Origin of the sequence: Nodularia chucula CCY0103, from assembly GCF_963923915.1 — a bacterium.
GTDB classification, from domain to species: Bacteria; Cyanobacteriota; Cyanobacteriia; order Cyanobacteriales; family Nostocaceae; genus Nodularia; species Nodularia chucula.
This window is the reverse complement of the sequence record NZ_CAWUOL010000076.1, coordinates 1-25483: the sequence shown is the minus strand read 5'-3', so window position 1 is coordinate 25483 and position 25483 is coordinate 1. Positions and strand designations below refer to the sequence as shown.

At 40.2% G+C, this 25483-nt stretch carries 25 protein-coding genes and 1 other RNA gene; 14 read left to right on the top strand and 12 right to left on the bottom strand.

The window, feature by feature from the left end; genetic code table 11:
* Positions 1-134 precede the first annotated feature (134 nt).
* Complete coding sequence (locus ACM0OP_RS18100; RefSeq protein ID WP_414529813.1) at positions 135-455, bottom strand: slr1957 family protein; 321 nt, start codon at positions 453-455, stop codon at positions 135-137.
* A gap of 504 nt (positions 456-959) precedes the next feature.
* Here ACM0OP_RS18100 and ACM0OP_RS18095 point away from each other — a divergent pair.
* From ACM0OP_RS18095 to ACM0OP_RS18070, 6 genes are all read left to right on the top strand, one after another.
* Entirely contained in the window at positions 960-1448 is a 489-nt protein-coding gene (locus ACM0OP_RS18095; RefSeq protein ID WP_414529815.1) for a pentapeptide repeat-containing protein, read from the top strand.
* Positions 1445-2599: a 5-(carboxyamino)imidazole ribonucleotide synthase gene (locus tag ACM0OP_RS18090; protein WP_414529814.1), complete on the top strand. Its 1155-nt coding sequence runs from the start codon at positions 1445-1447 to the stop codon at positions 2597-2599. Before ACM0OP_RS18095 ends, ACM0OP_RS18090 begins: the two co-directional genes overlap by 4 nt.
* A 61-nt stretch (positions 2600-2660) precedes the next feature.
* Positions 2661-2844: non-coding RNA, 6S RNA (ssrS, locus tag ACM0OP_RS18085), on the top strand.
* A 428-nt stretch (positions 2845-3272) separates the two neighbouring features.
* On the top strand, positions 3273-4544 hold the full coding sequence (locus ACM0OP_RS18080; RefSeq protein ID WP_414529812.1) for a M16 family metallopeptidase: 1272 nt from the start codon (positions 3273-3275) through the stop codon (positions 4542-4544).
* 75 nt (positions 4545-4619) lie between these two features.
* The gene (locus ACM0OP_RS18075) at positions 4620-5417 is read left to right on the top strand and encodes a peptidoglycan-binding domain-containing protein (protein ID WP_414529811.1); all 798 of its coding nucleotides are present in this window, start codon (positions 4620-4622) and stop codon (positions 5415-5417) included.
* A 21-nt stretch (positions 5418-5438) separates the two neighbouring features.
* Positions 5439-5792: a phage holin family protein gene (locus ACM0OP_RS18070; RefSeq protein ID WP_414529810.1), complete on the top strand. Its 354-nt coding sequence runs from the start codon at positions 5439-5441 to the stop codon at positions 5790-5792.
* Here the strand turns inward: ACM0OP_RS18070 and ACM0OP_RS18065 are convergent.
* Positions 5764-6294, bottom strand: a complete 531-nt coding sequence (locus tag ACM0OP_RS18065; RefSeq protein ID WP_414529809.1) for a cobalamin biosynthesis protein — start codon at positions 6292-6294, stop codon at positions 5764-5766. The two genes, ACM0OP_RS18070 and ACM0OP_RS18065, sit on opposite strands and share 29 nt — an antisense overlap.
* A 321-nt stretch (positions 6295-6615) precedes the next feature.
* Positions 6616-7893 (bottom strand): ankyrin repeat domain-containing protein, encoded by a 1278-nt coding sequence (locus ACM0OP_RS18060; RefSeq protein ID WP_414529808.1) that lies wholly within the window; start codon positions 7891-7893, stop codon positions 6616-6618.
* Positions 7894-8112: 219 nt separating this feature from the next.
* Here ACM0OP_RS18060 and ACM0OP_RS18055 point away from each other — a divergent pair, with 219 nt between their 5' ends.
* Positions 8113-8583: a DUF4079 domain-containing protein gene (locus ACM0OP_RS18055; protein WP_414529807.1), complete on the top strand. Its 471-nt coding sequence runs from the start codon at positions 8113-8115 to the stop codon at positions 8581-8583.
* 392 nt (positions 8584-8975) lie between these two features.
* Here the strand turns inward: ACM0OP_RS18055 and ACM0OP_RS18050 are convergent, their stop codons facing one another.
* Positions 8976-9668: a DUF1997 domain-containing protein gene (locus ACM0OP_RS18050; RefSeq protein ID WP_414529806.1), complete on the bottom strand. Its 693-nt coding sequence runs from the start codon at positions 9666-9668 to the stop codon at positions 8976-8978.
* A 181-nt stretch (positions 9669-9849) separates the two neighbouring features.
* Between ACM0OP_RS18050 and ACM0OP_RS18045 the strand changes: the two genes are divergently transcribed.
* From ACM0OP_RS18045 to ACM0OP_RS18035, 3 genes are all read left to right on the top strand, one after another.
* Positions 9850-10638: a Nif3-like dinuclear metal center hexameric protein gene (locus ACM0OP_RS18045; protein ID WP_414529805.1), complete on the top strand. Its 789-nt coding sequence runs from the start codon at positions 9850-9852 to the stop codon at positions 10636-10638.
* Between the two features lie 423 nt (positions 10639-11061).
* Positions 11062-11277 carry a hypothetical protein gene (locus ACM0OP_RS18040; protein ID WP_414529804.1) on the top strand — a complete coding sequence of 72 codons (216 nt, stop codon included), beginning with the start codon at positions 11062-11064 and terminating at the stop codon, positions 11275-11277.
* Positions 11278-11834: 557 nt separating this feature from the next.
* Complete coding sequence (locus ACM0OP_RS18035; RefSeq protein WP_414529803.1) at positions 11835-12146, top strand: DUF6679 family protein; 312 nt, start codon at positions 11835-11837, stop codon at positions 12144-12146.
* A 121-nt stretch (positions 12147-12267) separates the two neighbouring features.
* Here the strand turns inward: ACM0OP_RS18035 and ACM0OP_RS18030 are convergent, their stop codons facing one another.
* Positions 12268-13926 (bottom strand): MBL fold metallo-hydrolase, encoded by a 1659-nt coding sequence (locus ACM0OP_RS18030; protein ID WP_414529802.1) that lies wholly within the window; start codon positions 13924-13926, stop codon positions 12268-12270.
* 565 nt (positions 13927-14491) lie between these two features.
* On the opposite strand from ACM0OP_RS18030, the gene ACM0OP_RS18025 reads away from it, so the two are divergent.
* Positions 14492-15469, top strand: a complete 978-nt coding sequence (locus ACM0OP_RS18025) for an acetamidase/formamidase family protein (protein WP_414529801.1) — start codon at positions 14492-14494, stop codon at positions 15467-15469.
* The gene (locus ACM0OP_RS18020; protein WP_414529800.1) at positions 15457-15828 is read left to right on the top strand and encodes a TSUP family transporter; all 372 of its coding nucleotides are present in this window, start codon (positions 15457-15459) and stop codon (positions 15826-15828) included. Before ACM0OP_RS18025 ends, ACM0OP_RS18020 begins: the two co-directional genes overlap by 13 nt.
* Positions 15829-15932: 104 nt before the next feature.
* On the opposite strand, the gene ACM0OP_RS18015 is transcribed toward ACM0OP_RS18020, so the two are convergent.
* The 3 genes from ACM0OP_RS18015 to ACM0OP_RS18005 all read right to left on the bottom strand — a co-directional run bounded on the left by ACM0OP_RS18015 (position 15933) and on the right by ACM0OP_RS18005 (position 18766).
* On the bottom strand, positions 15933-17177 hold the full coding sequence (locus ACM0OP_RS18015; RefSeq protein ID WP_414529799.1) for an HhoA/HhoB/HtrA family serine endopeptidase: 1245 nt from the start codon (positions 17175-17177) through the stop codon (positions 15933-15935).
* Between the two features lie 260 nt (positions 17178-17437).
* Positions 17438-18274, bottom strand: coding sequence for an indole-3-glycerol phosphate synthase TrpC (gene trpC, locus ACM0OP_RS18010; RefSeq protein WP_414529798.1), 837 nt, complete (start codon positions 18272-18274; stop codon positions 17438-17440).
* Between the two features lie 219 nt (positions 18275-18493).
* Positions 18494-18766: a HetP family heterocyst commitment protein gene (locus tag ACM0OP_RS18005; RefSeq protein ID WP_414529797.1), complete on the bottom strand. Its 273-nt coding sequence runs from the start codon at positions 18764-18766 to the stop codon at positions 18494-18496.
* A 1800-nt stretch (positions 18767-20566) separates the two neighbouring features.
* Between ACM0OP_RS18005 and ACM0OP_RS18000 the strand changes: the two genes are divergently transcribed.
* Together ACM0OP_RS18000 and ACM0OP_RS17995 are read left to right on the top strand one after the other, a co-directional pair.
* On the top strand, positions 20567-22063 hold the full coding sequence (locus tag ACM0OP_RS18000; RefSeq protein WP_414529796.1) for a sensor histidine kinase: 1497 nt from the start codon (positions 20567-20569) through the stop codon (positions 22061-22063).
* Between the two features lie 49 nt (positions 22064-22112).
* On the top strand, positions 22113-22985 hold the full coding sequence (locus ACM0OP_RS17995; RefSeq protein WP_414529795.1) for a response regulator transcription factor: 873 nt from the start codon (positions 22113-22115) through the stop codon (positions 22983-22985).
* Here ACM0OP_RS17995 and ACM0OP_RS17990 read toward each other — a convergent pair.
* The 4 genes from ACM0OP_RS17990 to ACM0OP_RS17975 all read right to left on the bottom strand — a co-directional run.
* Complete coding sequence (locus ACM0OP_RS17990) at positions 22982-23302, bottom strand: DUF3082 domain-containing protein (protein WP_414529794.1); 321 nt, start codon at positions 23300-23302, stop codon at positions 22982-22984. The genes ACM0OP_RS17995 and ACM0OP_RS17990 overlap by 4 nt on opposite strands.
* Before the next feature lie 69 nt (positions 23303-23371).
* Positions 23372-24346, bottom strand: a complete 975-nt coding sequence (ispE, locus tag ACM0OP_RS17985) for a 4-(cytidine 5'-diphospho)-2-C-methyl-D-erythritol kinase (RefSeq protein WP_414529793.1) — start codon at positions 24344-24346, stop codon at positions 23372-23374.
* A gap of 52 nt (positions 24347-24398) precedes the next feature.
* Positions 24399-25247: a 16S rRNA (adenine(1518)-N(6)/adenine(1519)-N(6))-dimethyltransferase RsmA gene (gene rsmA, locus ACM0OP_RS17980; protein WP_414529792.1), complete on the bottom strand. Its 849-nt coding sequence runs from the start codon at positions 25245-25247 to the stop codon at positions 24399-24401.
* A gap of 51 nt (positions 25248-25298) precedes the next feature.
* Positions 25299-25483: ATP-binding protein (locus tag ACM0OP_RS17975; protein ID WP_414529791.1), on the bottom strand; the 185-nt coding region annotated here is incomplete at its 5' end.

The following is a 25483-nucleotide window of genomic DNA, read 5'->3' as shown; positions in this document are numbered from 1 at the left end:
CCTAGTAGTTTACTTCTACTTGTGTGTACACCGTAGGCAAGCGAGGAGGGGAGATAGATCAAGATATAATGGCGATTTCTAATCGCCAAGGCTTAAAAACTTTTGACCCTTCGACTTCGCTCAGGGTAAACTCTTTAGGCATCTTCCATTTCAAATTGAGCCACAGTCACAGCGTTAAAAGCGAAGGCTAAAACTAATGGCATAGGACACTTAAATACAAATGTAGAAATGATAGCTACAATTGTGCTAATTACTGCTGATGCTGACCAGACTCTTTCCTCAAAAGTTAATCCATTTTGAGCTTTAATCAAGTTGAGGACGTGATTGGGAATTGGTTCTGGCATTACGCATCCAGGGGGAAAAGCCCAATAGTTATTACGGCGTTCGACAAATAATTCTGTCCAGCCATTTTCTTGACACCAAGCTTCAATCCAATCAATAGAGTAATGAGTCATAACAGTGCTAGTAATTAAGACTTGTCGAATTTGTGTAGTTAGTGAATATAGATTTGTGAGAGATTCCTAAATAGTTAATTAATCATGAGGAAGTGAGAGTAAGTTCTCGCTTTGTAAAGCTGTCTAAAACACTTATACACAACAAGAATTTCTTAAATGCTCACCTAATAAAAGACTAGCAGTCCCTAGTAAATGTTGAACTCAAAATACAATAATCTTTACTTGTGAACCACAAGATGAAGTATTGTTAAATAAGTATACGAACTGTTGTAAATAGTTAGCAAATCTTAAAATTAAGGTTGGTGCTATCATCGCCCACCAATCCCCGGTCAATTAACCGCACTTACGGGATATTTGGTTTTGCCACCTACCAAGCTATCCGAACCTGATGTTGGGGACTTTCATTATCTCATCGTTTTTCGGTTTCGTTCCTCTACCCAACCTACGGAGGTTAAGCCCAAATTCAAATGGGGTAAGCTAAAAGGAGCGATTAAATACTTGATTATGTTTTGGAAACAAGGATTAGCATTTATTCTAGGGGTTACTGTATGGTTTTTAGCTTCCCCAGCTTGGGCAGATTGGACTCATCCGATGTCGTTTAGTAATGCAGAGTTAGCTAGGCGGGATTTTTCTGGGCAAAGTTTACAAGCGGCGGAGTTCTCTAACGCCAATATGGAATTAGCTAATTTTGCAGATGCTGATTTACGGGGAGCAGTGATGAGTGCTTCGGTAATGACTCAAGCAAATCTGCATGGGGCGGATTTAAGTAATGCTATGGTGGATCAGGTAAAGTTCGCCGGGGCTGATTTGAGCGATGCTGTTTTTATAGAGGCTCTGTTGCTACGCTCCACTTTTACTGATGTGAATATAGATAGTGCAGATTTCACTGATGCAATTTTGGATGGGGCGCAAATTAAAGAACTGTGTGGGAAGGCTAGTGGTGTAAACTCTAAGACTGGCGTAGAAACTCGTTATTCTCTAGGATGTCGATGAAGCGTGTTGGTGTAATTGGCGGTGGTCAACTGGCCTGGATGATGGGGGACGCAGCTAAAAAGTTGGGCGTTGAATTGGTGGTACAAACTCCTAGTTCTGATGATCCGGCTGTGGCGATCGCCCAGGATGCTATATTAGCAAATGTTGATGATGCTCTATCTACAGAGATATTAGCCAAAAGGACTGATATCATTACCTTTGAAAATGAATTTGTGAATCTTGATGCTTTATCTTTAATCCAAGATCAAGGCTTTTGCTTTCGTCCTCGGTTAGAGGCTTTAACTCCGCTTTTAGATAAATATGATCAGCGCAGTTACTTACAAAATTTAGGTTTACCCGTCCCGCAATTTTTCGCCCTGTCACAGCCAAAAAATCTCTCTTCTCAAATAGAACAACTGGGTTTTCCTCTGGTTTTAAAATCAAGACGACATGGTTATGATGGTCAAGGGACTTTTATTATTGAAGATTTAGCATCTTTGCAGCAAAAGCTGAATTTACATAGCATAGATGTAGCTTCAAGTCAAGCTCAGTTTTTAATTGAAGAATTTGTCCCTTTTGAGCGAGAATTAGCCATAATTGCGGCTCGTTCTGTGGAAGGTGAGGTGGTGACATACCCAGTGGTGGAAACCCAACAAGAGCAACAGGTCTGTCGGCGAGTGATTGCACCTGCTGATCTTACACCGAATCAAGTGGCAGAAATTGAGGCGATCGCCCATACCCTCTTAAATAGCCTAGAAGTCGTGGGGGTTTTTGGCATAGAACTATTTCTCACCAAAGCAGGTAAAATTCTCATTAATGAAATTGCCCCGCGTACCCATAATTCTGGGCATTTTTCCATAGATGCTTGTGAAACATCGCAATTTGAGCAACACTTGAGAGCAGTTTGTGGCTTACCTTTAGCAAATCCGGCTTTACATTGTGCTAGTGCTGTCATGGTTAACCTACTAGGATATGAAATTTCCACCAGCCATTACCACAGCCAGCGCCAAAAATTAGCCGCAATTCCCCAAGCATTCGTTCACTGGTACGGCAAAACCGAATCCCGTCCAGGACGGAAACTGGGACACGTAACTGTATTATCGGATGATCAGAGTCGAGATACCATGATTACCATAGCCCACACCATAGAATCTATCTGGTATCCCAGTTAAATTCCCAAAAAAATTCTCACAACTAAACACACAACCTCTGTGAGAAAGCTATAATAAGCTAGTTGCACTGCGACGTTGGTGACTGCCATCAAGTTTTTTGATCTATGTCTTTAATGCAAAGGGCAGCTAACAAGTCTCGTGGCAGTAAACCGGGCAAGTACCCGGAAACTTAAAACGATGACAGTCGGCACCCACCTGGTTTAACCAGGTCATAAACTTAGGTAAAACGGCGTTGCGGTGGACTTAAAATTTTTCTTAGCTCCTAAAGTCAGGAAAACTTGGGGGCTTTAATTTTATTTACCTGATATACAGATGGGGAGTAGGGTAAAAGCCTTTCGGTGTCTAATTTTTATAATCAGTTAATGCCCTAAATCATATCTTGCACCTGGCGACTGGAAGTCACGGCTATACAGGCGTGACGCGAAGCGTCTTCCCGTAGGGAAGGCCACCTACGTGGGTTCAAAATCCCTGTTTTTTCGTTAGTCCGCGTAGGCGGACTTTGTTTGTATAGCCGCGATTTCTAATCGCTAGGGCTTGGTACAAGATATGCCCTAACGTCCTTGGCGGTTTTTGGCGGTTGCTATAAAGTGACGAAGGTTGCAGGGTAATTATTCACTACCAAATGATCAGCTAACCACCGATAATAACTATAGTTAATTGATCATTGATAATTGTGAAACCTACTTTATCTTCTCCTGCTATTCATCGCACTATATTAAACAATGGTATCGTCGTCTTACTGACAGAAAATCCGGTTGCAGATATTGTGGCGGCGCGGATATTTGTCCGTGCTGGTAGTTGTTACGAAAATCGGGAGCAAGCTGGGTTAGCTCATTTGCTGTCAGAAGTGATTACAAAAGGATGCGAGGGACTTTCCACTTGGGAAGTTGCAGAAAAAGTGGAATCTGTGGGAGCCAGTTTAGGTGCTAATGCTGCTACTGATTATTCTTTGTTGTCTTTAAAGACGGTGACATCTGACTTTGAGGAAATTTTAACATTGGCAGGGCGAATATTGCGATTGCCTACCTTTCCCGCAGACCAAGTAGAACTAGAAAAACGTTTAGCATTACAAAATATTCGCTCTCAAAAAGAGCAACCGTTAAGCCTTGCTTTTAGCCAAATGCGGCAGATGATCTATCAAAATCATCCCTATGCTATGTCAATATTAGGAGATGAAACCACAATGAGTGGTTTAACCCGTGATCATTTAGTGCAGTATCATCAAACCCATTTTCGTCCAGATAATCTCGTCATTAGTATTGCTGGGCGAATCACTGTAGAAGATGCAGTCCAACTAGTAGAGCAAGTTTTTGGGGATTGGCAAATTCCGCCAGAACCTTTACCATCACTAAATTTACCAACAATTAAACCAGAACCCCAGCAAAGGCTACAACCTTTCAAAACACAACAATCAATTGTCATGTTGGGTTATTTAGGCGCATCCATCACTTCTCCAGATTATGCTCCTTTAAAATTGTTGTCCACCTATTTAGGTAATGGACTTTCTAGCCGCTTGTTTGTGGAATTACGGGAAAAGCGGGGTTTAGCTTACGAAGTATCGGCATTTTATCCGACAAGGCTAGATCCCAGTTCATTTGTAGTGTACATGGGTACAGCAGCCGAGAATACCAGTATAGCCCTAGAAGGACTACGTTCCGAAGTAGACTTACTCTGTACTACAGAAGTATCAGAAACTGCCCTACAAGCTGCTAAAAACAAAATTTTGGGGCAGTATGCCTTGGGTAAACAAACTAACGGTCAAATTGCCCAAATATACGGCTGGTATGAAACATCTGGTTTAGGTCTGGATTTTGATCACCAGTTTCCAGAATTAATTACCTCAGTCACTGTTCAAGACACCATAGCGGCCGCTTGTAAGTATTTACAGTCACCTTATATCTCTTTAGTTGGTCAAGAAACAGTAATTAATGCCGTTTTAGGTTAAAATTGCCATTGCATCAGCTACTTTATATATTCAAGCAGGTGTAATATTAGCACCATAAGTTCTGGAAGAAAAACCATGCAAGTTAGTCTGACAACAAGTATATTGAACTACTTTGAGTCACTAAAAGCATTTCGTTGCTGGAAGACAGGTAAGTTTTATTATTTACTCTTGTTTTCATCTACGTTGTTACTTATGACCTCTAATGGGGTAGTAGCAATTGCACTATCCCAAAAAATTGCCCAAGTAACTCCCAGAGGCGGTATTAATCGTCCTACCCTGAAAGTCGGTAGTCGAGGGGAATCAGTATCAGAACTTCAGGCGGCTTTAAGACTTTTGGGTTTCTACTTAGGTACAGTGGATGGTGTTTACGGAGAGGCTACAGCTTTGGCTGTTTCTCAATTCAAGCGTGCAGTTGATTTAAATCCAGATGGTGTTGTTGATGCTATCACTTGGCAAAGACTATTCCCCTCGGAACCATTTGCACCGAGAACATCATCATCAAATCCACCATCTAATTTCAACCCCAATTTTCCTGTTCCTACTCGACCTACACCAGTTGCAAATCCCATTTCTCCCAGAGGAAATCAACCCACTCCCCAAACCCAACCTAGACCGACTCCCCAAACTCCAGGTCAAATTCCTGGGGTTCAATATACAGCTCAAGGATTACCCATTTTGCGTTTAGGAATGCGTAATTCTGAAGTGAGAAAATTACAGGAACGACTCAAGCAACTAGGCTTGCTGACTGGTAATGTCGATGGCGATTTTGGTCTAGTAACTGAAGCAGCAGTAAAAGCTGCACAACAGCGCTATGGTTTGGAGGTTGACGGTGTGGTTGGTGGTGCTACGTGGGAAGCACTATTGAGACGATAGCTAATTTTAATTGATTAAGAGATGAAACATTTTTTGCTCACTTGGATAACCACTGCGGTGGCTTTGCTAATCACTGCTAATGTTGTTCCTGGCTTTGATGTCAGCAATTTTATGTCTGCTTGTGTAGCAGTAGCAATTATTGGTTTGGTTAATGCTTTTATTCGACCAATTTTAAGCATTTTAGCTTTTCCCATTACCTTGCTGACCTTTGGTTTGTTTACATTTGTGATTAATGGGTTAACTCTTTGGTTGGCCAGTAACCTTACTCCTGGTTATGGGTTTGAAATTGAAGGTTTCTTACCCGCTTTTTTCGGTTCAATTGTGCTGACTATTGTTTCTAGTTTAATTAGCTATTTTTTCCGCAAAATTCTGTAACACAAGCCACCGCTACTGTTACCGTTCCCGGTTCTCCTCGTAAACGAAAAATGTATTTCGGAACTAATAGCAAGATATCTCTCAAATCCTGATTTCTCTGTGTTATTTGTGCCTCTGTGGTTAGTGTATTCGCTACATCTTGGGTAATTCCTAACCCTGGGAAAGTATGGGAGGCGGCGAGAATAGCTGCTGCTTCCGCTACGCTAGAGGTTCCCAGTTGTTTTTGAGGGGTTTTGCTAGGGTTGGGTACGGGAACAGTAGATAAAATTGCGGCGGAAAAGATTTTTAATGGGAATCTGCGTAGATTACAAAATTCTCTTAACCCCAGTTCTGAGGCTTTTTTGTCAATAGTAGCAACACCTTCGATCGCATTTTCGTTGAGTTGATTTTCTTGAAATACTTTCTCAATTGCTGTGGCGAACAATTTCTGTGAACTACCTTTTTGACAACCAATACCTATCCATAAATTAGGTATGTTCTTGTGTGTGGCTATTTGGCTCATTTAATAACTACTGTCTCATTATAATACCAAAAAACTGCTTTTTATAATACTGTTCTCTAGAACAAAACCTTATATATTAGGCATATCTAGCACAGTAGGAAACACAGAGGGAAAAACATTTTGCCTGTTATATCTTTGTGTTTCAATTTTTTTGTTACTCCGGCGTAGCCAGTTGATAAAACTGACGATGTAGTTTTATTGTTTTGATTATTTCATTACTTACGCAAAATTAGGAATAAACAAACCACAAAGGACACAAAGTACACAAAGTTAAGAGGGTTTAAGAGAGTTCTTGCGTAAGTCCTAAATTTATTCAAACAATTATTCCTGTGCGCCTGCTTTTTGTAAACTCTGAACTATATTTTTATAACCGTTAAATTCGGCAATCATTAAAGCTGTATAACCGCCGCGATTTTTCAGATTTACATCGGCTCCTGCTTGCAGTAATATCTGTACAGCTCCACTATAGCCTCCAGATACTGCCCACATTAATGCTGTTGCTCCTGCTAAGTCCTGAAAATTTATATTTGCACCTTTGGCCAGCAATAACCGGATAATTCCGGTGTAGTTTCCTTCTGTGGCTTTAATTAAGGCTGTTTTGCTATCATTGCCGAAGGTATTGGCATTAGCTCCGTAATCTAGTAATGTTTGTACTATTTCAATATTTCCCTGGGATATTGCTAACATCAGGGGTATGCCAAGGGTGGTTTGATTTATCTGGTTAGCAGAACCTAATAATAGTTGTAAGATTTGGTTATGTCCCTGTAAGGCGGCGACTAGAATAGATGTATCACCGAGATTATTGGTAATTTGAGGATTTGCACCTCGCTTAAGTAATAATTCCACTAGATGAATATAACCTTCGACAACGGCTAGATGTAGAGCTGTTTCGCCATCTTTGTCTTGGAGATTAATTTCAGCGCCTTGATCTAGTAAAGTAGATGCGATCGCACTATGTCCTGTAGCTGCTGCTGCTAATAGTGCTGTAGTACCATGTTCATTTTTCTGGTTGACATCTACTCCGGCTGCGAGTAACACTTTGACAATATCTAAATTTCCCACATCAACCGCAATCATTAAAAGTGTTTCCCCTTCTTGATATACGATATTGATATCAGCCCCATGCTGTAAAAGTAGTTGCAAGATTTTTGTGTTACCGGATTTTATCGCCAATTTCACAGCGCTATCATCATCTTTGTCTGTGATATTTACTTCAGCACCAGCACTTAGCAAGAATTGCACTATATCAAGATGATTTTTAACTGTAGCAGCCATTAAAGCTGTGCTGCCATCTTCGTTAATGGCGTTGATATTAGCACCTCTGGATACTAAAAGCTGCACAATGTCAAGTTGATTATTACTAGCCGCCAGCATTAAAGCTGTTAAACCATAGCGTTTTCTGGGTAAGTCGATGTTAGCCCCAGCATCTAGTAGCGATCGCACAATTTCGGTGTACCCTAAGTTAGCAGCAAACATTAAAGCTGTTGTCCCAGTGCGATCGCCAACGTCAACCTTAGCACCAGTAGTTAGTAGCCTACACAACCCCTCCATATCGCCACTTTTAGCAGAATTGAGCAGCAATATATCTTGATTTTCCATAATCAATATTTCCGGACAAAGCAGGTTTTCTCAGTCTCTTCCCCAAATTTAGTCTGAAATTGTTTCACTACTTTCGCAAGAAAGCAGAATAATTCTTGACAATCCGCGAATTTCTGACGATTCGTGATTTCCTCAGATATTTTTGTTCTAGCAACTTTAATCACAGAAATTAGCGTTATGCTAATTTTTATGAAGATTTAAGAATTGGGCGAGAACACTATGACCTTAGAACTGTCATCTGACGTTAAATATTGGCTAAACTTTTTTCACCCAGTCACCATGTGGGTACTATTAGCAATCTCACTTTACGCTGCTTACTCAGGACTACAAGTACAACGGACTAGAGGCGCGCAAGGGGATGAAAAGAAAGAACTGATTAAAGGTAAATATAACGTTAAACACCATCAAGTGGGTTCTATACTTTTAAGCTTGATGGTGGTAGGTGCGCTTGGTGGTATGGCTGTCACCTATATCAATAACGGTAAGTTATTTGTGGGGCCACATTTACTAGCTGGACTAGGAATGACTGGTTTAATTGCATTTTCCGCTTCTTTATCTCCTTTTATGCAAAAGGGAGCAAATTGGGCGCGAATGACTCACATTACCCTAAATTTTGTAATTTTAGGCTTGTTTACTTGGCAGGCTATCACTGGGATACAAATTGTACAAAGAATCCTGACTAATGCTTAGTTATTAGTTCCGCTACAGGGAGGGGGAGGAGTTTGACACTCCTCAGCCTAAAGGCATGAGGATTCTTGCTTCATCCGCCCTCTCTAGAAACCTGAATATAAAATAAATATTCAAATCTCCCCGTTTGGATACGTCCACAAGCATACACGGACTGCCCGACCGCGTTTGAAACGATTTCTGGAATTTTTGCTTTACTCCCACATTTATACAAGATTGAGGATTTTTACTACCAGGGTTCCGGATCAGGAGTCGTCCGCTTGACCTACTTCGTTTTTTATTTGTGCGCTTTACCGCTAAAAACATAATATCACCAAAGCCGTCCTATAAGGACGGGGCTTTAAACCCAAATTTTCGGTAAATCAATCTTACTCCCGATGATCTCCCCTCCTGTGTTATTCTCCCTGGCGCTTTTTCCGAGAATTAACAGGAAAGGGAACTCCCAAAGATTGGTGAAAGTCTTCTTGGACTTTGCGGGTTAAACGGCGTGATACTTGACGGACTATTTGATTCAGCAGGCGATCGCCTGTAGATTTAACTAAGGATTGGGGTAATCGTTGAATAAATCTGGGAAAGTGCAGATCAACTACTAAATCTAATTCCCATTCAATTTGTGTCATCTGACTCAAACCGCTAGAACAGTTGTCAACTGCCTTTTCTACCAACTGTAGCGATGCTTGATAATCCACATCATACCCTGGTGGATGGTAGTCTGGGACTGGAATTGTCCGAATCCGATATATTCCTTCCTCTGGTGGTAACAATTCTAAGCCAATTTTTGGTTCTACATCATAACCAAAAGAGCCAAAGCGACCAATAATCAACGCATAACCATTTGCGCCCAAGGGTTGCACCTTCATTGGTTCCGCACAACGGGAAAACCAGGATTTGTGTGCATCAAGATACTCAGCAACTGTATCTGCTGGGCTATACATTGCCATTGAATCACGATAATGACCGTAAAACTTGGTAACACAGCCGGTAGTTACTTCTGTGGGTGTGTTTTCAGATTCTGTTAAACTTGACGCTACAGGCAAAACTGTTTCTTTTATATCCCAAGATTGATATTCGCCGTTTGTTGAAAGCATCAATGTGTTCCCCTATGAATTGGCGTTTGTCCATAAACTAAGAGTTCCCAACTTTTCGCTGTTTGTTAGCAGTGAACTCTGATTTTTTTCTGCAAACTGAATAATCTGTTGTAAATTTGAGCAAGTCACTCTAGTTAAAGAACTAAATAATCATATATTAGTTTCCTGGGATTGTATTTTTGTGAAAATTATTGATTTAATTACTTGGTTTGAGGAATGGGCTAATCCTGCTTGGTGTGAAAGCTGGGATAATTGCGGTTGGCAAATCCAGCCTGGTGTGTTATCAGAAAAAGCAAGGGTGCTGGTTTGTTTAACACCAACTTTAGCTGTTATGGAAGAAGCGATCGCTTTCAATGCTAATCTAATTTTTGCCCATCATCCACTGATTTTTAATCCTCCTAAATCTTTGTGTAGTGGTGAACCAATTGCAGAAATGGCAAGATTAGCTTTTATGCACAATATTGGGATCTACAGCGCCCATACAAATTTTGACCAAGTACAAGATGGTACTGCTGATGTTTTGGCTCAAATTTTAAACTTGCAATCAGTTACTCCCATAGTACCCACACAAGGAGGATTGGGTTATGGGCGTGTTGGTGTACTGGAGTCATCTATGAGTTTGCAAAAGTTACTGGCTAACATTCAAACTAAATTGTCTCCGGCTCATTTGATTTTTTCACCTACTGCGGACTTACAGCAGAAAATTTCCCGCGTGGCTGTTTTAGGCGGTTCTGGTGCTGGGTTTATTGGGGCGGTAGTCAAAACTCAAGCTCAAGTTTATTTAACTTCTGATTGTAAATTCCATCAGTTTCAGGAAAGCCGCGATCGCAATCTGATTTTAGTTGATGCTGGACATTATGCCACTGAACGCCCGGCGTGCGAGCGCTTAGTACAAAAATTTAGCGCTCTTAATTTAGACTGGGTGAAATTGAGTCAAAAAGATGAAGATTTTCGGCAATTTTTCCAGTAGCCATGAATTACTAAGTTATGATTTATACATTTACCTGTACTTCTAGTTTTCTTTTTACAACCCGCTATAAACATCATATAACCAAGCTGCTAACCTTCCACATCAGATTTCTGAGTTTCTCCAAAAACTACTTGACAATTCCATAAAAGAGAAATTTCCATCAGGTGAATATGATATTTTGGATAACCAATAACCAGTCTAGGTAAGCTTTACATCCATTCTGACTCAGCTAGATTAATTTAATTTGAGAGATTAGGGAATGGTTTAGCCGCCTCAAAATAACTTGGTGAAAAATATATTGTGATCCAGATTACAAATTTTTGTGATTAGAATCAACCGTGGTAGCAGTTTCATATCAACGAATAAAGCAAAGACCTACTCCACAATATATAAAGAGAAAATATTCACCATACCCTAAGCAAAATGATTCGCACACTCGTTGAATCTGCCTTTCAAACTGGATATCTTAGTGTTGAATCTGAGGGTTTAATCCATCAAGTCTTAGCCACTAAGTGCTACAGAAGAGAGGATTTGGCAGTCCTCTCATCTTTATATGATGCAGTCGCCGCAGGTCAAATTAAAAGAGAAGCATCCTCCGCCATGCCTATGGAATTTCTCCCCCAATATCAACTTGGGTAATATTGTCATGGGATAGTAGCGGGAAAACCCTGATCTCAGGCACACTGCGCTTCAACTTTTTAGTGTGTCAACTCAAAACTCCTCACCGATTGTTGTAGAAAAGAATTAAGTGGGCAGGAGATGAGTTAAGATCAAATACATAGGGATAAAATAAAGCAGAGTTCCCGGACTTTCCAGCAATGCCCATGACTACAAGTAAGCAAATCAAACAACCGCGATCAACGCTTGATTTGGAGTATTTTTTCTTACAAACTTTTGGAAATACTCACCAGCACACATTCACGTGGTTAGGAGCATTACCGAATTGTGTCACCTTTATAAGGTAGATATTAGCTGAAGACCTGAAGGAAATTGTGTTCAACGGGTAGAATAGCTGTGAGTCTGTGAGTAAAAATTACTCTAAATTTTGTCCAAAATGAGCAATTCTATGGGTACAATTATAAGACTACAGCAGTTCTGAACCACGGAACTAATTTCTCAAAGGTGTATCTCAATAATGGGGTAAAACCCAAATTTTACAGGTTTAACTACGTTGTTTAAAAAGGTAGAAGCAGTACATGCTACACCGCAAGATTTATCAACTGTGTTGCGATGGGCGCGAGGTATGTGTATTCTTGCGGGACCAGCAACGCTGGATTGAACGCGCCCGCATCCTCGATATAGAAGGGGATTTAGTGACTCTACGGTACGAAACAGATGAAGAAGACGAAGTGTGCGCTTGGGAGGAAATGGTTCGTCTAGAAAGCATTGGCTCTGTAACCCAAAAGTTAGCCTCAGTGCCACGGGGTAATATAGAGTTTCTGATGACGGAAGATTGTCCAGAATCAGAGCGTATTCACAAACATTCTCCCGAATCTAATCCTGAGTAGAGATGCGATTCATCGGATCTTGAAAAATCTTGGTGAGTCTTCAGTATTCTAGGTAACTGAGGACTCATCCCTCAAGTTTGGGTTTCAGAATCAGATAAGCTTTCAAAGGAGGACTCATCCCTCAAGTTTGGGTTTCAGAATCAGATAAGCTTTCAAAGGCGGGACAATATCCCTCAAGGGTGACTTTAAAGTTATATAAAGGAGAGGCGGGATTCCAACACCGTTGTCCTCTTTGGTGTCGGCACGTCCCACAACAATTTATATCAGACGAACTGTAGCGATCGCTATTTTGATGCAGCAGTTCTCTGGGGGATAATCCCCGTAATACTAGTTCTTCACCTTGCCAACGCGCTTCAATTAAACCAGTATCGCCAAATTGTCGCCAACGAGGGTCATCGGTAATGGTATTGGGTAAGGTAACTGTAATAACTGTTCCTAACTCTGTGAGTTCACCTTCATAGTTAGTTTCTGGTGGTGCAGGTTGTAAGAATGTCTCCCCAATGGGTAGTTCTACTAAAGTACCAGCTAGTGGAGAATGGACATGATAACGGTTTTGTAATTCTTCTAAGCTAGTTAAATCCGCTAAGTAGGACGGGGAACCGTGGACAAAAACCACGTGCTGGGGACGCAAATTATGAATTAGCTGCGTTGTTCCAGGTCCATCACTGTGTTGGGCGAGGAGATAACTTTCATCGGTGGTGCTGGCTGAATATTTGGGATTAATTTTTATATCAATTTTTTCTGGTAATAGGATAATCCAAGGCCCAGTGTCTTTTTGGCAGTATTGATTTAAATCGGCTGTGGAGTCTGTCAGCACAATGCAGGGAGACTTCCCTACAGTAGTGAGATTTTCTGGCTGTAAGCGCCGCACTCGCGGACGGACACGCTCATCCCAAAATAAGGGTTGATGACGGGCGAAGTTCTGTACTGATGGCGGTAAGTGGGGTAGTAGTTCTAGGTAAGCATCGCAACCAGCAGCCACTGCACCATCCACCCAGATATCTAAATTCCTACCTGTGAAGTGGTGATGGGAACGTAATAACATCAACAGTTCTTGACCCAAACCTAAAGCTGGTGTTGGTAATAGTACAGAAAAACCTTCGGCGATCGCCCGATTAATTCGCTCCGCTAGTTGATTTTCTTGGTGACGGCGGTGGGGATGACGGGATGTGCCGTAAGTACCTTCAATAATCAGTACATTTAACTCTAATCCCCGTAATTCTTCTAAACGTAAACCCTCCACCAGTCTGGAGTTTGATAAGAAAAAATCCCCAGTATACAGTAACTTATAAGCACGCTGATCATTATTATAAGTTAGTAAAATTGCTACCGCCCCTGGTAAGTGTCCGGAGGGAAATAATTCTACTACTAGACCTGCTTGAATTTCTATAGGCGATCGCAACGGTAAAGCATGACAAACTTGAGGAATCTTTTGGGGATCTTGATCTAGCCAATTAAGTGGTAGTAACTTACTCGTTACCTCACTAGCATAGATAGGCAAGAGAGGAAAACTCTGATGCAGGTCTAACAATCCTCTAGCATGATCTGGGTGGGCGTGACTGACCAAAACTAAATCTGCTGGTATAGGTGAACTAGCCACCGAACTCAGCAATGATGAAATATCCCCCAATCCGCAATCTAATAAAATCCGGTGTGGCCCCATCCGTACTAATAAACACACACCCTCATCATGATGCTGGACACTGTAAGGCAAACAGTTTAACTCAGTAGTTAACTCTTCCGCATCAACGCCAGAGGATGCCCACAGATTATCCCTCATCCTTTCCTCCGCTCTCACCTGATAATCATCAACATACCTCAAAAGCCAAGCATTATTCTAAATCTTGGTTTGATCATCTAGAGGCAAGTTTCTGTAATGCGCCGCTACACATTCACAACAGACATTTTTGATCAGGTTAGACTCTGCTTGAGTCAGCTTAAACAATTAAACTTGGGTTTAAGTAGAATTTGCCTCTATTCAATTGTGTTTTATTAATGTGCAGAACCATTTCCATGATAGTTGTCTGAATCATAATAGCCATTTTTAGTGCCAAAGAACAAGCACGCAACACTGAATATAACTGTTAATCCCGCTAAAATAAGCTTCACATCCATTTTTCTTGCCCTTCCTTACTCAAGACTTTTTTATATTAATAGAATGCTGGTGAAAGCTGCCTAAATCAGCATAAAATTTTTACTATGCTTTGGTTAACTTTACAATAAGTGGTTTGATTATAATTAGCCAAATTGTATACGTTTTTCAGGTACTTGTCCATGTATAGCCGGAAACAGGTTTTATCGAAAGGCTTTTACCCTACGTCCTACTCCCTACTCCCCAGCTATAAATGACACATCACATTTTAAAAGCTACCAGAGACACTGTGCATCTAGGTGGTTTTTCCGATTTACTCACACCAGTATTGACAATTGATTCCGGCGACACCATAGATGTGGAGACTTACACTGGCTATTACGTTTATGAAAAAGCACCACCGGAGTTTCTGACATCAGCATTATTGGATATTTGTCAAAATTTAGCCCCAGAATTGAAAGTAGCTGGCGGTCCCCATTTACTAACCGGGCCAATTTATGTGCGAGGTGCTAAACCAGGTGATGTATTAGAGGTAGAATTACAGGCGATCGCACCTAGTTTACCAGTTGGGTTTAATGCCATTCGTACCGGCTGGGGCGCGTTACCACAACAATTTACGCAACCTGCGCTAAGATTTATTCCCCTAGATTTAGCCAACAATATTGCCGAATTTCCCGCTAATAGTGGCATCAAAATTCCTCTAAAACCCTTTTTTGGTATCCTTGGGGTAGCTACCCCAGAACATTCCCGCAATTCCATTCCACCCGGTAGTTATGGCGGTAACATTGATAACCGTCAACTCCAAGCAGGTTCTCGTTTATTTTTACCTGTGTTTGTTCCCGGTGGATTATTTTCCCTTGGTGATGGACATTCCGCCCAAGGAGATGGAGAAGTGAACGTGACGGCGATTGAAACCTCGATGAATGGTAGAATTAAGCTAACTTTGCGTCAAGATTTACAACTTACAACACCAATTGCCGAAACCCCGACTGATATTATTACAATGGGTTTTGCTCCCACTTTAGACACAGCTTTAGAACTAGCCGTAAGCAATATGATTGATTTTCTCAAAGGTTTCGCCAATTTGTCGGCGGAAGATGCTTATGTTTTGTGTAGTTTAGCTGTCAATTTTCATATTACCCAAGTTGTAAATACTCCCCAAAAAGGGGTTCACGGAATGTTACCCAAATCCATCCTCTTAGATAAAAACTCATCAATATGTCTAATATAGTGATTCAAATGTTACTCATTGGTTTAGTAGCAGGTATTGCTGGGGGAATGTTTGGCATTGGAGGTGGTGCAATTATGGTTCCAGCAATGGTGTTGCTAGTTGGCTTGGATCAAAAGTTTGCTACGGGAACTTCTATTGCAGCCCAAATTTTGCCCATTGGCATCTTAGGCGCAGCAGTATATTATCGCAACAACCAAATAAATATCAAATATGCTGTATTGATTGCCCTTGGTCTAATCGTGGGTAATTTGTTGGGAGCGTTATTTGCTAATCAGCCATTTATCAGCAGTGACATGATCAAGAAGTTATATGGTATTTTTCTGTTACTTCTGGGTATCCGGTATTTAGTGGGAAATTAGCAGTGGGGAGTGGGGATAAATAACACAGAATTGATCATGAGGATCAAGTGCAGATTTATCTCCATTCACCTGTGCTTTATCCGGCATGAAATACAATTAACTAATTACTGGACTTGTTGACGAGGTAAAGCTCCAGCGCGTACAGCTAGGTTAATATTTTGCCCATTGCGACGCAATCCTAAGCGCACATCTCCTCCAACTTGAGCATTTTCTACAGCTTTTTGGATACTGCTGGCTTCTGTTACTGATGTCCCATTTAGCTGTTGGATGACATCCCCAGCACGTAAGCCGGCTTGAGCGGCGGGTGAATTGGGCATAACGCCCATAATTAGTACGCCTTGATCTTCATTCACAGTCACACCGCTACTGGGGTCGGAGTTGAGACGTTCCCTAATTTCAGGTGTTAACGCTACCATCTGAATGCCTAAATAGGGGTGCTGTGCTTCACCTGTAGCAATTAGTTGGTTAGCGATGCGTTGAGCTGTGTTGATGGGAATAGCAAAACCCAGTCCTTGCGCTCTTTGGATAATAGCTGTATTCATGCCAATTACCTGACCACGAGCATTTAATAACGGACCGCCGGAGTTCCCAGGATTAATTGCAGCATCGGTTTGAATAAATTCTACTCGCTTGTCCGGTGCGCCAATTTGATTACTGCTGCGACCAGTGGCGCTGATGATGCCGGTAGTGACTGTATTATCTAATCCTAAAGGATTTCCAATGGCGATCGCCCATTCTCCCGCTTGCAATTGTTCGGAGTTCCCCACTTCTACCGTCGGGAGGTTGTTGGCTTCAATTTTAACTACAGCTACATCTGTTAATTCGTCGCGCCCCATGACTTTCCCTTCAAAGGTGCGACCATCTTTGAGGATGACTCTGACTGTATCCGCGCCAGCTACTACATGGGCATTAGTCAGAATACTCCCATCTTGACTGAGAATAAAACCAGAACCAGTACCTCGTTGTACCCGGCTTTGTTCTTCAGGTAGCTGAGATCCAAAAAATTGCCGGAAAAATGGATCATTAAATTGAGCGGGTAAGCGACTGGTGACAGTTCGAGACGCTTCAATCCGCACCACAGCAGGCCCCACTTTCTGCACAACTTGAGTCACGAAGTTAGCACCTGTTGCTGTTGGTAATGGTGGTGCAGCATTAACGCGACTAAATGCCAGGTTTGATGTCCTCTCGGATATTTGCTGCGGGTTTCCAGCCACATAACCACCGGCGAAGGTCATACCTGACCCCAGTAGAACAAGTGATAAAGAGGCGGCTACTTTTTTCCAAGGCGCTTTGTTTTGGTTTTCACCATGAGTAAAAGAGGAATTTTTATCATTTACTTGCTTGTTCATTGCTTGCTTTCAGAATTTTTAAATGTATTACTAATAAGGTAGATATTATTTGTGACGCTTTTGTTGCAAAGGTATTGCTTCGTTGTGAAATATTTAACTATTCTAGCTAATTTCAGATGGTTCGGGATGTTATGGCCAGGAATAGGGGATAGGTTGAAAATTACTTGTATACATATAATATACATAAATATAGCCCGCTTGAGCGAGCTAAAACTGAATATTGAGGCTTTTTCCAGCATTAGCCTGGAGCCTGGGACTGTCTAACCTTTGACTAAACAGCGCAAGGCCTGCTCTATATCTTCTTGTTTGATTAAAGATTCTCCCACAATCACGGCATTTGTACCAGCCTCAGCCATGAGGGATAAATCAGCACGTGTGTATAGTCCAGACTCACTCACAACTATCACACCTAAGTTTTGTAATTGCGATCGCCTAGCAGCCAGCAACTCCTGTGTAATGCTGGTATCAATGGTGAAATCCTCTAAATTCTGGTTATTAATCCCAATTAAGCGAATGTCGTCTAGCTTCAGTACCCGGTCTAGTTCACTTAAGTTATGCACTTCCACTAGAGCATTCATCCCTAGATAGTGAATCACTCTGAGAAAGTCTTGCAGCTCACGATCTGTAAGAATAGCTGCAATTAATAGTACAGCATCTGCTCCTGCTGATCTAGCTAAATAAATTTGGCAAGGGTCAATAATAAACTCTTTGCATAACAAAGGTAAGGTAACTCTCTGGCGAATTGCCCGCAAGTTTTCTAAACTACCATGAAAGAATGCTGTTTCAGTGAAAACTGATATACAGTCTGCACCACCTCGCTCATAGGCTTTAGCGATCGCCACAGGATCAAAATCTGGGCAAATATTACCATAAATAGGTGATGCTTTCTGAACTTCTGCAATTACTCCAGGTTTATTATGACTTTGTTGTAAAGCAGTCCAAAAATCTCGTACCGTTGGCGCAGCAGTTAACTGGCGTTGCAAAGAAGCCAAAGACATCTGTTGATGCATTTGTGCCACTTCTTGCTTTTTGTGCCAAACAATTTCTCTCACCATTGGTTGTAAACCTGCGTTAACAGTAGTCATTGGGTAAATCATGAGCTGCTATGTATACTGGAAATAAATTGACTCGGAAATAAAACAAAATTAGAAAACCCTCAGTAGGAAGGCGTAAATAATTAAAGGTTCGGAGTGATGACGCAGTAAACGCAGTCATACCCGTCAGGGATTTACAAATAAGGTGTAGTCTTTACTAAAAACTAAATCACAACAATTTCATATTGCTTGACCTCGTTTGATTTATTCTCACCAACTTATTTAGAGTCCAATCCAGTTGGAGTTGATGTCAAATACTTCTTTTTTCTCCCTATGTTTCGACTTGGAACTTTCCCCTAAGCAATTATTTTTCACTAGGCGAATGTAGGTACGATAGGGTATGTAATCTATAGGATTATAGCCAGAAAAACGCAAAATTAATACACAAGCCCAGGAATATTTTCCAGCAATGATTGCTTTGATAATTTGTTCAATTTGTTCTGTATTAATCTTCTTACTGTTTTGTGTACTAGCACTACTATTTAATTGATTCATAGCTTTCCCTCTTGATTATATTGAGTCCTGCATTTAGATTGGATATTGATTTTGATTTTTATCTAAAATCTTAAATCCTCGGACTTAGCTTTCAGATCGTCAGTTGTAAAATTACAATTTGTATCAGAAACAGTTGATATTACAAAAAGCTGATATAGGACTACGGTTTGATTATTGAAAAAATCTAGGTGTTGTAGGGTGTGTTAGACGGAACGTCGTAACGCACGAAAGGCTTTCAGGATGGTGCGTTACGCTTCGCTTTAGCGGAGCCATGCCCCTTGGGCTATACAGCACCCTACGTGTTTTTCAGAAATCAAATATGATTCCTATATCTAACAAGCATTTACAAGAATTACCAGTTACTTGGGAAAATAGGGGTGGATTTAACTAGTCAGCATTTTGATTTGCTTCATATATATCTAGTTAAACTACCCCCCTATAGATAAACCGTGTTGCAGAAGCAGCTTCTTTATTAAGAGTAATCAATTTTAGCCCCAGGTATATGAACAATTTTTGGATAGACTTATCTTTTTTTTCGCTATTGTCATTTCTTGATTTTTATTAACATTCCAGGCTTCTGGTTTAAATCCTCTCTACACATAAAAAATAATACTCAATGGTATTTGGTCATCTCAAAAGATCAGAATTTAAATTCTTTTTTTATTTTATTATTCTATTGTATAATGCACATTTTTACTAATAACGGCATAAAATTCTATGTATCTTAAAGTTGCATATGTTACTAGTTACTACTGTGCTAGGTTTCGGTAAAGTTGAATTTATCCTGATAGGAATCACAAAAAAAATCTTAAAATTTATATTTTTTAATACAACCCAGCACTCAGTATAGTCAGTTATCAATTACAAAATTACAACATTTACAGTCGTTGTGAACCTTGTAAGTTTCAATGTTCTGCTCTCCAAACCCCATCAAATCAATAGTTTATAACTTTTTACGGTTATTGATGGGACTTCATTCTGATAAATCTAGGGAATATGGATCTACTGATAGCTCGGATAAATATAAAGTATTGTTTTATTCATTTCATTTAAAAATTGCCAAAATTTTACTGATGTTACGCCAAGTCAACATATCATCACCAGAAAAATAAAACCAATGAATTGGCCAAATATTAGTATTTGTTTATACTAAATATTTAGTAATTCAGAAAATGTAGCTATTAATACATTTATTTGTTACAGTTTTTATAACTTTGGAGAGATATTCTGATAATGCGTATGTAAATGTCATAAAAAAGCTATACCTGATGATGGATGATTTAGGACTTTATTTTATAGTTAGATATCTAAAATAAAATCGTAAAATAATGAAATTTAAATGATGGAATTTAAGTTTAGAAAAAATAATTTTTGACCCCATATTAAGATATGATCATGTTTAACTAATTTTATGGGTTTCATATATATTCTATTTTGAAAAAGTTTTTATTTTTATGAAAACTAAATATGTCAATAAATTTAACCTAGCTATTTTATATGGCTAAAATTAAGGGCAAAAAAGCAAGCTGAGAATAATTGCCATCAAAATTATTTTTATTAAATAATGTGTGAATCAGCGATCAAACCATAAAATGTGATTTGACGATTTTTTAAACACCATTGGTTAAAGGAATAGCAAAATATGTTCCCTGAATTGGATCTCTCTAAGCTGACCTTAAATGGCGATCGCACCCCAGAACTTAAAGATTTTTGTTGGAAATTACCTTTACCTACATAGATTATTTACATCAGAAGTTGGACTCTAGCTGCGAGAGAAGTGACGAAAGAGTAGAGGGGAGTATGTACCAGTGGATTGATGAATTAAAAAATACACAAAATCACTTACAAACAGAAATTGCTGAACTCCAGAAAAAAGAAGCACATCTTCAACAATCCTTGGCAATATTGCGTTCTACTCTTGAATCTACTGCTTATGGTGTTGTCACAGTTAGTCTTGACGGTGAGATTGTCAATTTTAATCAAAAATTTGTGGATATGTGGCAAATGCCCAATTCTCTGCTACTATCCAAAAGCTATATTCAATACCAAGATTTTTGCCAAACCCAACTAAAATACCCATTACCTGATCACCAATTGCTGGGAAAGGTAGATATTTTGGAGTTAAAAGATGATAGAACTTTTGCTCAATACTTTCAGCCACAATGGTTAGAAGGTGAAATTATTGGTAAAATTTGGAGTGTTTGGGACGTTACAGAATCAACAGAAACAGAACAATTTATCCAGCTAAATCAAGTAAGTTTATATGATTGGATAAAAGTAAATAGTGTTAGCATCTTTGTAATTAAATCTGGGCAATTATGCTATATAAACCCCGCAGCAGAGATCATAACTGGCTATACAAAAAAAGAATTATTAACTGGCTTTGATCCGTGCCAATTATTCAAAAACAAAAAGCCTAAACAGGTAGACAATAAAGATTTAGAATATCAGGAAATTAAGATTGTGGAAAAAACTGGCACTGAGCGCTGGTTAGCTTGTGCAGTAGTAATTCTAGATGAGCCAGAAACACCAATACAAGTAATTGCAGGTATTGATATCACTGACTATAAACAAACAGAATTACACCTGAGCCAAAGTTTAGAAAATATTAAACAACTCAGGGAAATAAAAGCAGATTTTATGTCTATGGTTTGCCATCAATTCCGCAATCCCTTAAATGTTATTTCATTCTCCAATAGCTTACTTAAAAGACATATTAATGAATCTCAGGAGGAAACAACCAGACAATTAATTGATCATATTCAATCCGGTGTAGAACATCTGACTAAGATGTTAGAGGATATTCTGGTTTTTGCAAAATTAGAAGCAGTTAAACTCAACTATGATGCTCAACTACTAAACCTAGTTGATTTCTGCAATCAGTTAATTGAAAAAATGCAGACAAGTGCTGGTGAGCAACGAATAAATTTTGTCAGTCAAGGTAGCCATATCAAAGCTTGTATGGATCAAACACTGTTACAACCAATGATCGCAAATTTGCTCGACAATGCTATGAAGTATTCTGATCAGGACAGCGTGATTGATTTTAAACTTTTCTATGAGTGTGGAAAAGTAGTTTTTCAAGTGACAGATAGAGGTGTGGGGATTCCTATTACAGATCAACAGCGATTATTTGAGCCATTTTATCGAGGTAGTAATATTCCCAATCTTCCTGGTACTGGGCTAGGCTTATCTGTGGTCAAAACCCTTGTGGACTTACATAAAGGTCATATTGCTGTAGAAAGTGAGGTGGGTGTTAGTACAACATTTACGATCATGCTACCGGCTGTGAAATGAAATTCTTGAGTTCAACAGAGTATTTACTAATTTTCCTCTTGTTAAATCTATGTCACTCATACAGAAATCCGTGAAAACAATTCTGATCATTGAAGATCATACTGCTACTCGTCATCTTTATTTAAGAGGACTTGAGGCTGAAGGTTTTCAGACTATAGTTGCAGAAAATGGTCGGATTGGTATTGAAAAAGCACAAACCTATTTACCTGATTTAGTGATTTGTGATATTGTCATGCCCGATATGGATGGCTATAGCGTTCTCAATGCGATGCGCCAAGATCCGGTAACTGCGATTATTCCCTTTATTTTTCTCACTGGTAGCAATCATCAAACAGATATTCGTAAAGGGATGGAGTTGGGCGCAGATGACTATCTTACCAAACCTTCTACCTTAGAGGAATTACTCAAGGCGATCGCCATCCGCTTAGAAAAACAATCTTTGTTGCATCGCTGGTATGCGGCTAAATCTCATCAAATACCCGAATCAGCCCCTGGAACCACAGATAACTCAATTTTTCCCGCCATTCCCCATCTCAAAGAAGTTTTCGACTACATTGAAGCTAATTATCATCGGGGAATTACTTTATCTAAAGTCGCCGAGGCGGTGGGTTATTCACCAGCTTACTTAACAAGTAGAGTTAAGAAAAAAACAGGTGAAACTGTGAATTGCTGGATTGTCAAGCGTCGCATGGCCGCCGCCCGTCTTTTATTGCGGGATACTAACGATACTATAGAGCAGATTGCTATAGCCTTGGGCTACCAAAATGCTTGTCACTTCTCCCGCCAGTTTCGCCAAGATCACGGTATACCTCCCAAAATTTGGAGAAACCAAAACCAACTTTCTCAAGTTTCCAATACTCACAAGCTGCACTCACCCATCAATTATCGCCGTGAATATGAAAACTATGCACCTTTAGGTTAATTATTTTTTGGCTTCGTCAATTGCTGTAATACTAATTGAACTGCCAAAGCTAACAAGCCAATAGTAACTATACCAAATATCCCAGTTCCCAAAGCAACTACACCGACAACCAAAGTCCGAACAGCAGAACCAATATTCATTGCTATTGGGTTATCGGAATGGATAGGTTTAGCAGCAAAAGTAGTGGCTATGGATATCATCAGAGCATACATAGCATATCCCAAACCTCCAGAAAATACCGCGCCCGTTATACAACGTAAGGGAGTTGGCGGAACCTGAGTTTGATTTTCTGGTTGTGTGATTTTTGGATCATTCATATTTTCTGTGTGTCTTAGTATTCTGGTGCTAGGTTTCCACTGCGCTCAATCCCAGGGGGAAAAATTTGTTTAAACTGATGATGCTAGATGAATCCCCTGTGTAATAGTACGAGTCACAAACAATTCTAAATCCTCATCAGGAATTGCTGCGCGCATTTGTAACTTAACTGCTTGTGCTTGTTCTTCAGACTCCACTAGAGCAAATACCGTGGGGCCAGAACCAGACATCATGGTTCCTAAAACCTGTGGTTGACTAGCAAATAGTTCTCGCAGGTGCAAGACTTGGGGATAAGCGGGTAAAACTACACGCTCTAAATCATTGTGCAGTTTTGCGGCAATTTCTCCTGGGTTTTGATTTAGGATAGCTTTAACTATGGCTTCTGAATGGACTGCGGCTGCACGGGCGGCTAAGTTTTCCGAATCTCTGAGAGCAGAATTGCCAAATTCTTGCCGATAGGTTTTATACGCCCAAGCTGTGGAAACTTCCAGACTGCGATATTTTGCCAATACTATATATATAGTATCCAAACTGGCTAAAGGCGAAAGTTGCTCACCTCTACCTGTAGCAATCACTGTTCCACCCGCCACACAAAAGGGAATATCTGAGCCAAGGGTAGCACCCAGTTCTTCTAATTCGGATTTTGTTAGTCCTAAGTTCCATAATAAATCTATGCCCATTAATACGGCGGCGGCATTTGTCGAACCTCCTGCTAATCCAGCAGCTACGGGAATATGCTTGTTAATGGTAATTTCTACACCCCCATATTCAGCTAAGGCTTGGGGAAATTGCGCGGCCATGAGTGCTGCGGCTCGGTATGCGAGATTACTTTGATCTGTGGGTACTTGTGGATGATTGCAGTTGACGCGAATGGTTTCAGCACTTAGAGATTTGATGTGAATTTTGTCAGCAAGTTCAATACTTTGAAGTATCATAGCTAACTCGTGATAACCATCGGGGCGTTGGCGTAGCCCGCCGTAGGCATCGCTGATGATTTCTAAATATAAGTTAATTTTAGCGGGAGCAATGAGAGTATATGAACGCATATCAGTTATCAGTTATGAGGAGTCAGTTATTGGGAATCAGTTATCAGTCTGTTTACTGTTCGCTGTTCAGTGTTAACTGATTTACTAATGTTACCCATTGCTGAATGCTGAGGTCTTCGGCTCGAACTTGGGGATTTATTTCTAATTGTTCCAGTAAGTGGGTCAGGCGATCGCGTTCCACCACCGATTGCAAATTATTTCTTAACATTTTACGTTTCGCTCCAAATCCCAGTTTGACTAAATTCTCAAATTTTCGGGGGTTATCTACTGGTGTTTCTATCTGTCGGGGACGTAACCGCACAACTGCTGAGTCTACCTTGGGCGGTGGGTAAAATGCGCCTGCGGGAACTGTGCAAATAAATTCACAATTAGCGAGATACTGCACCCGCACACTCAAAGCCCCAAAAGTTCTTGAACCAGGTTTAGCATATAACCTTTCCGCTACTTCCTTCTGCACCAGTAGGACTATAGATTCATAAGGTTCTGGGTTAGGATTGGCGATCGTCCCTAGTAATTTCTCAATGATTGGCCCTGTGATGTTGTAAGGAATATTAGCGACTACTTTATTTTGCCGTTGAAAGTTAGGAAATGCGGCTACATGGGATGGTAAATCTAAGGTGAGAAAATCCCCTTGCAATAGTAAAAAGTTTTCCCTCTTTCCCAGTTGCTTGGCTAACTGTTTGCACAAATCAAAGTCGATTTCCACTGCTACGAGCGATCGCACCAAGGGTAGTAAACGCCGAGTGAGAATACCTGTACCGGGGCCAATTTCCAAAATGCGATCGCCGGAGGCGGGGCTTTGTCCATCGCTCCCATCACATTCTGCGGCTTTAATAATTGCATCCAGAGCCTTGTCACTTTTGAGCCAATGTTGAGCAAAAGACTTGCGCGGTCTAATCATTAATTTTATTAATAAAAAATGGGAAAAAGTATGTCACTCTTTTATAGAAGTTCAATGTTTAATCGGAATTTCAATCACAAATTCTGTACCTTCACTAGGGATAGAATTACAGCATAAATTTCCTTTATGCTTATCTACTATAATCTGATAACTAATAGATAAACCTAATCCAGTACCTTTACCCCAGAAATGTTGAATCTCGTTACAAAACTTTACATATTCAGGTATAGTAGTTT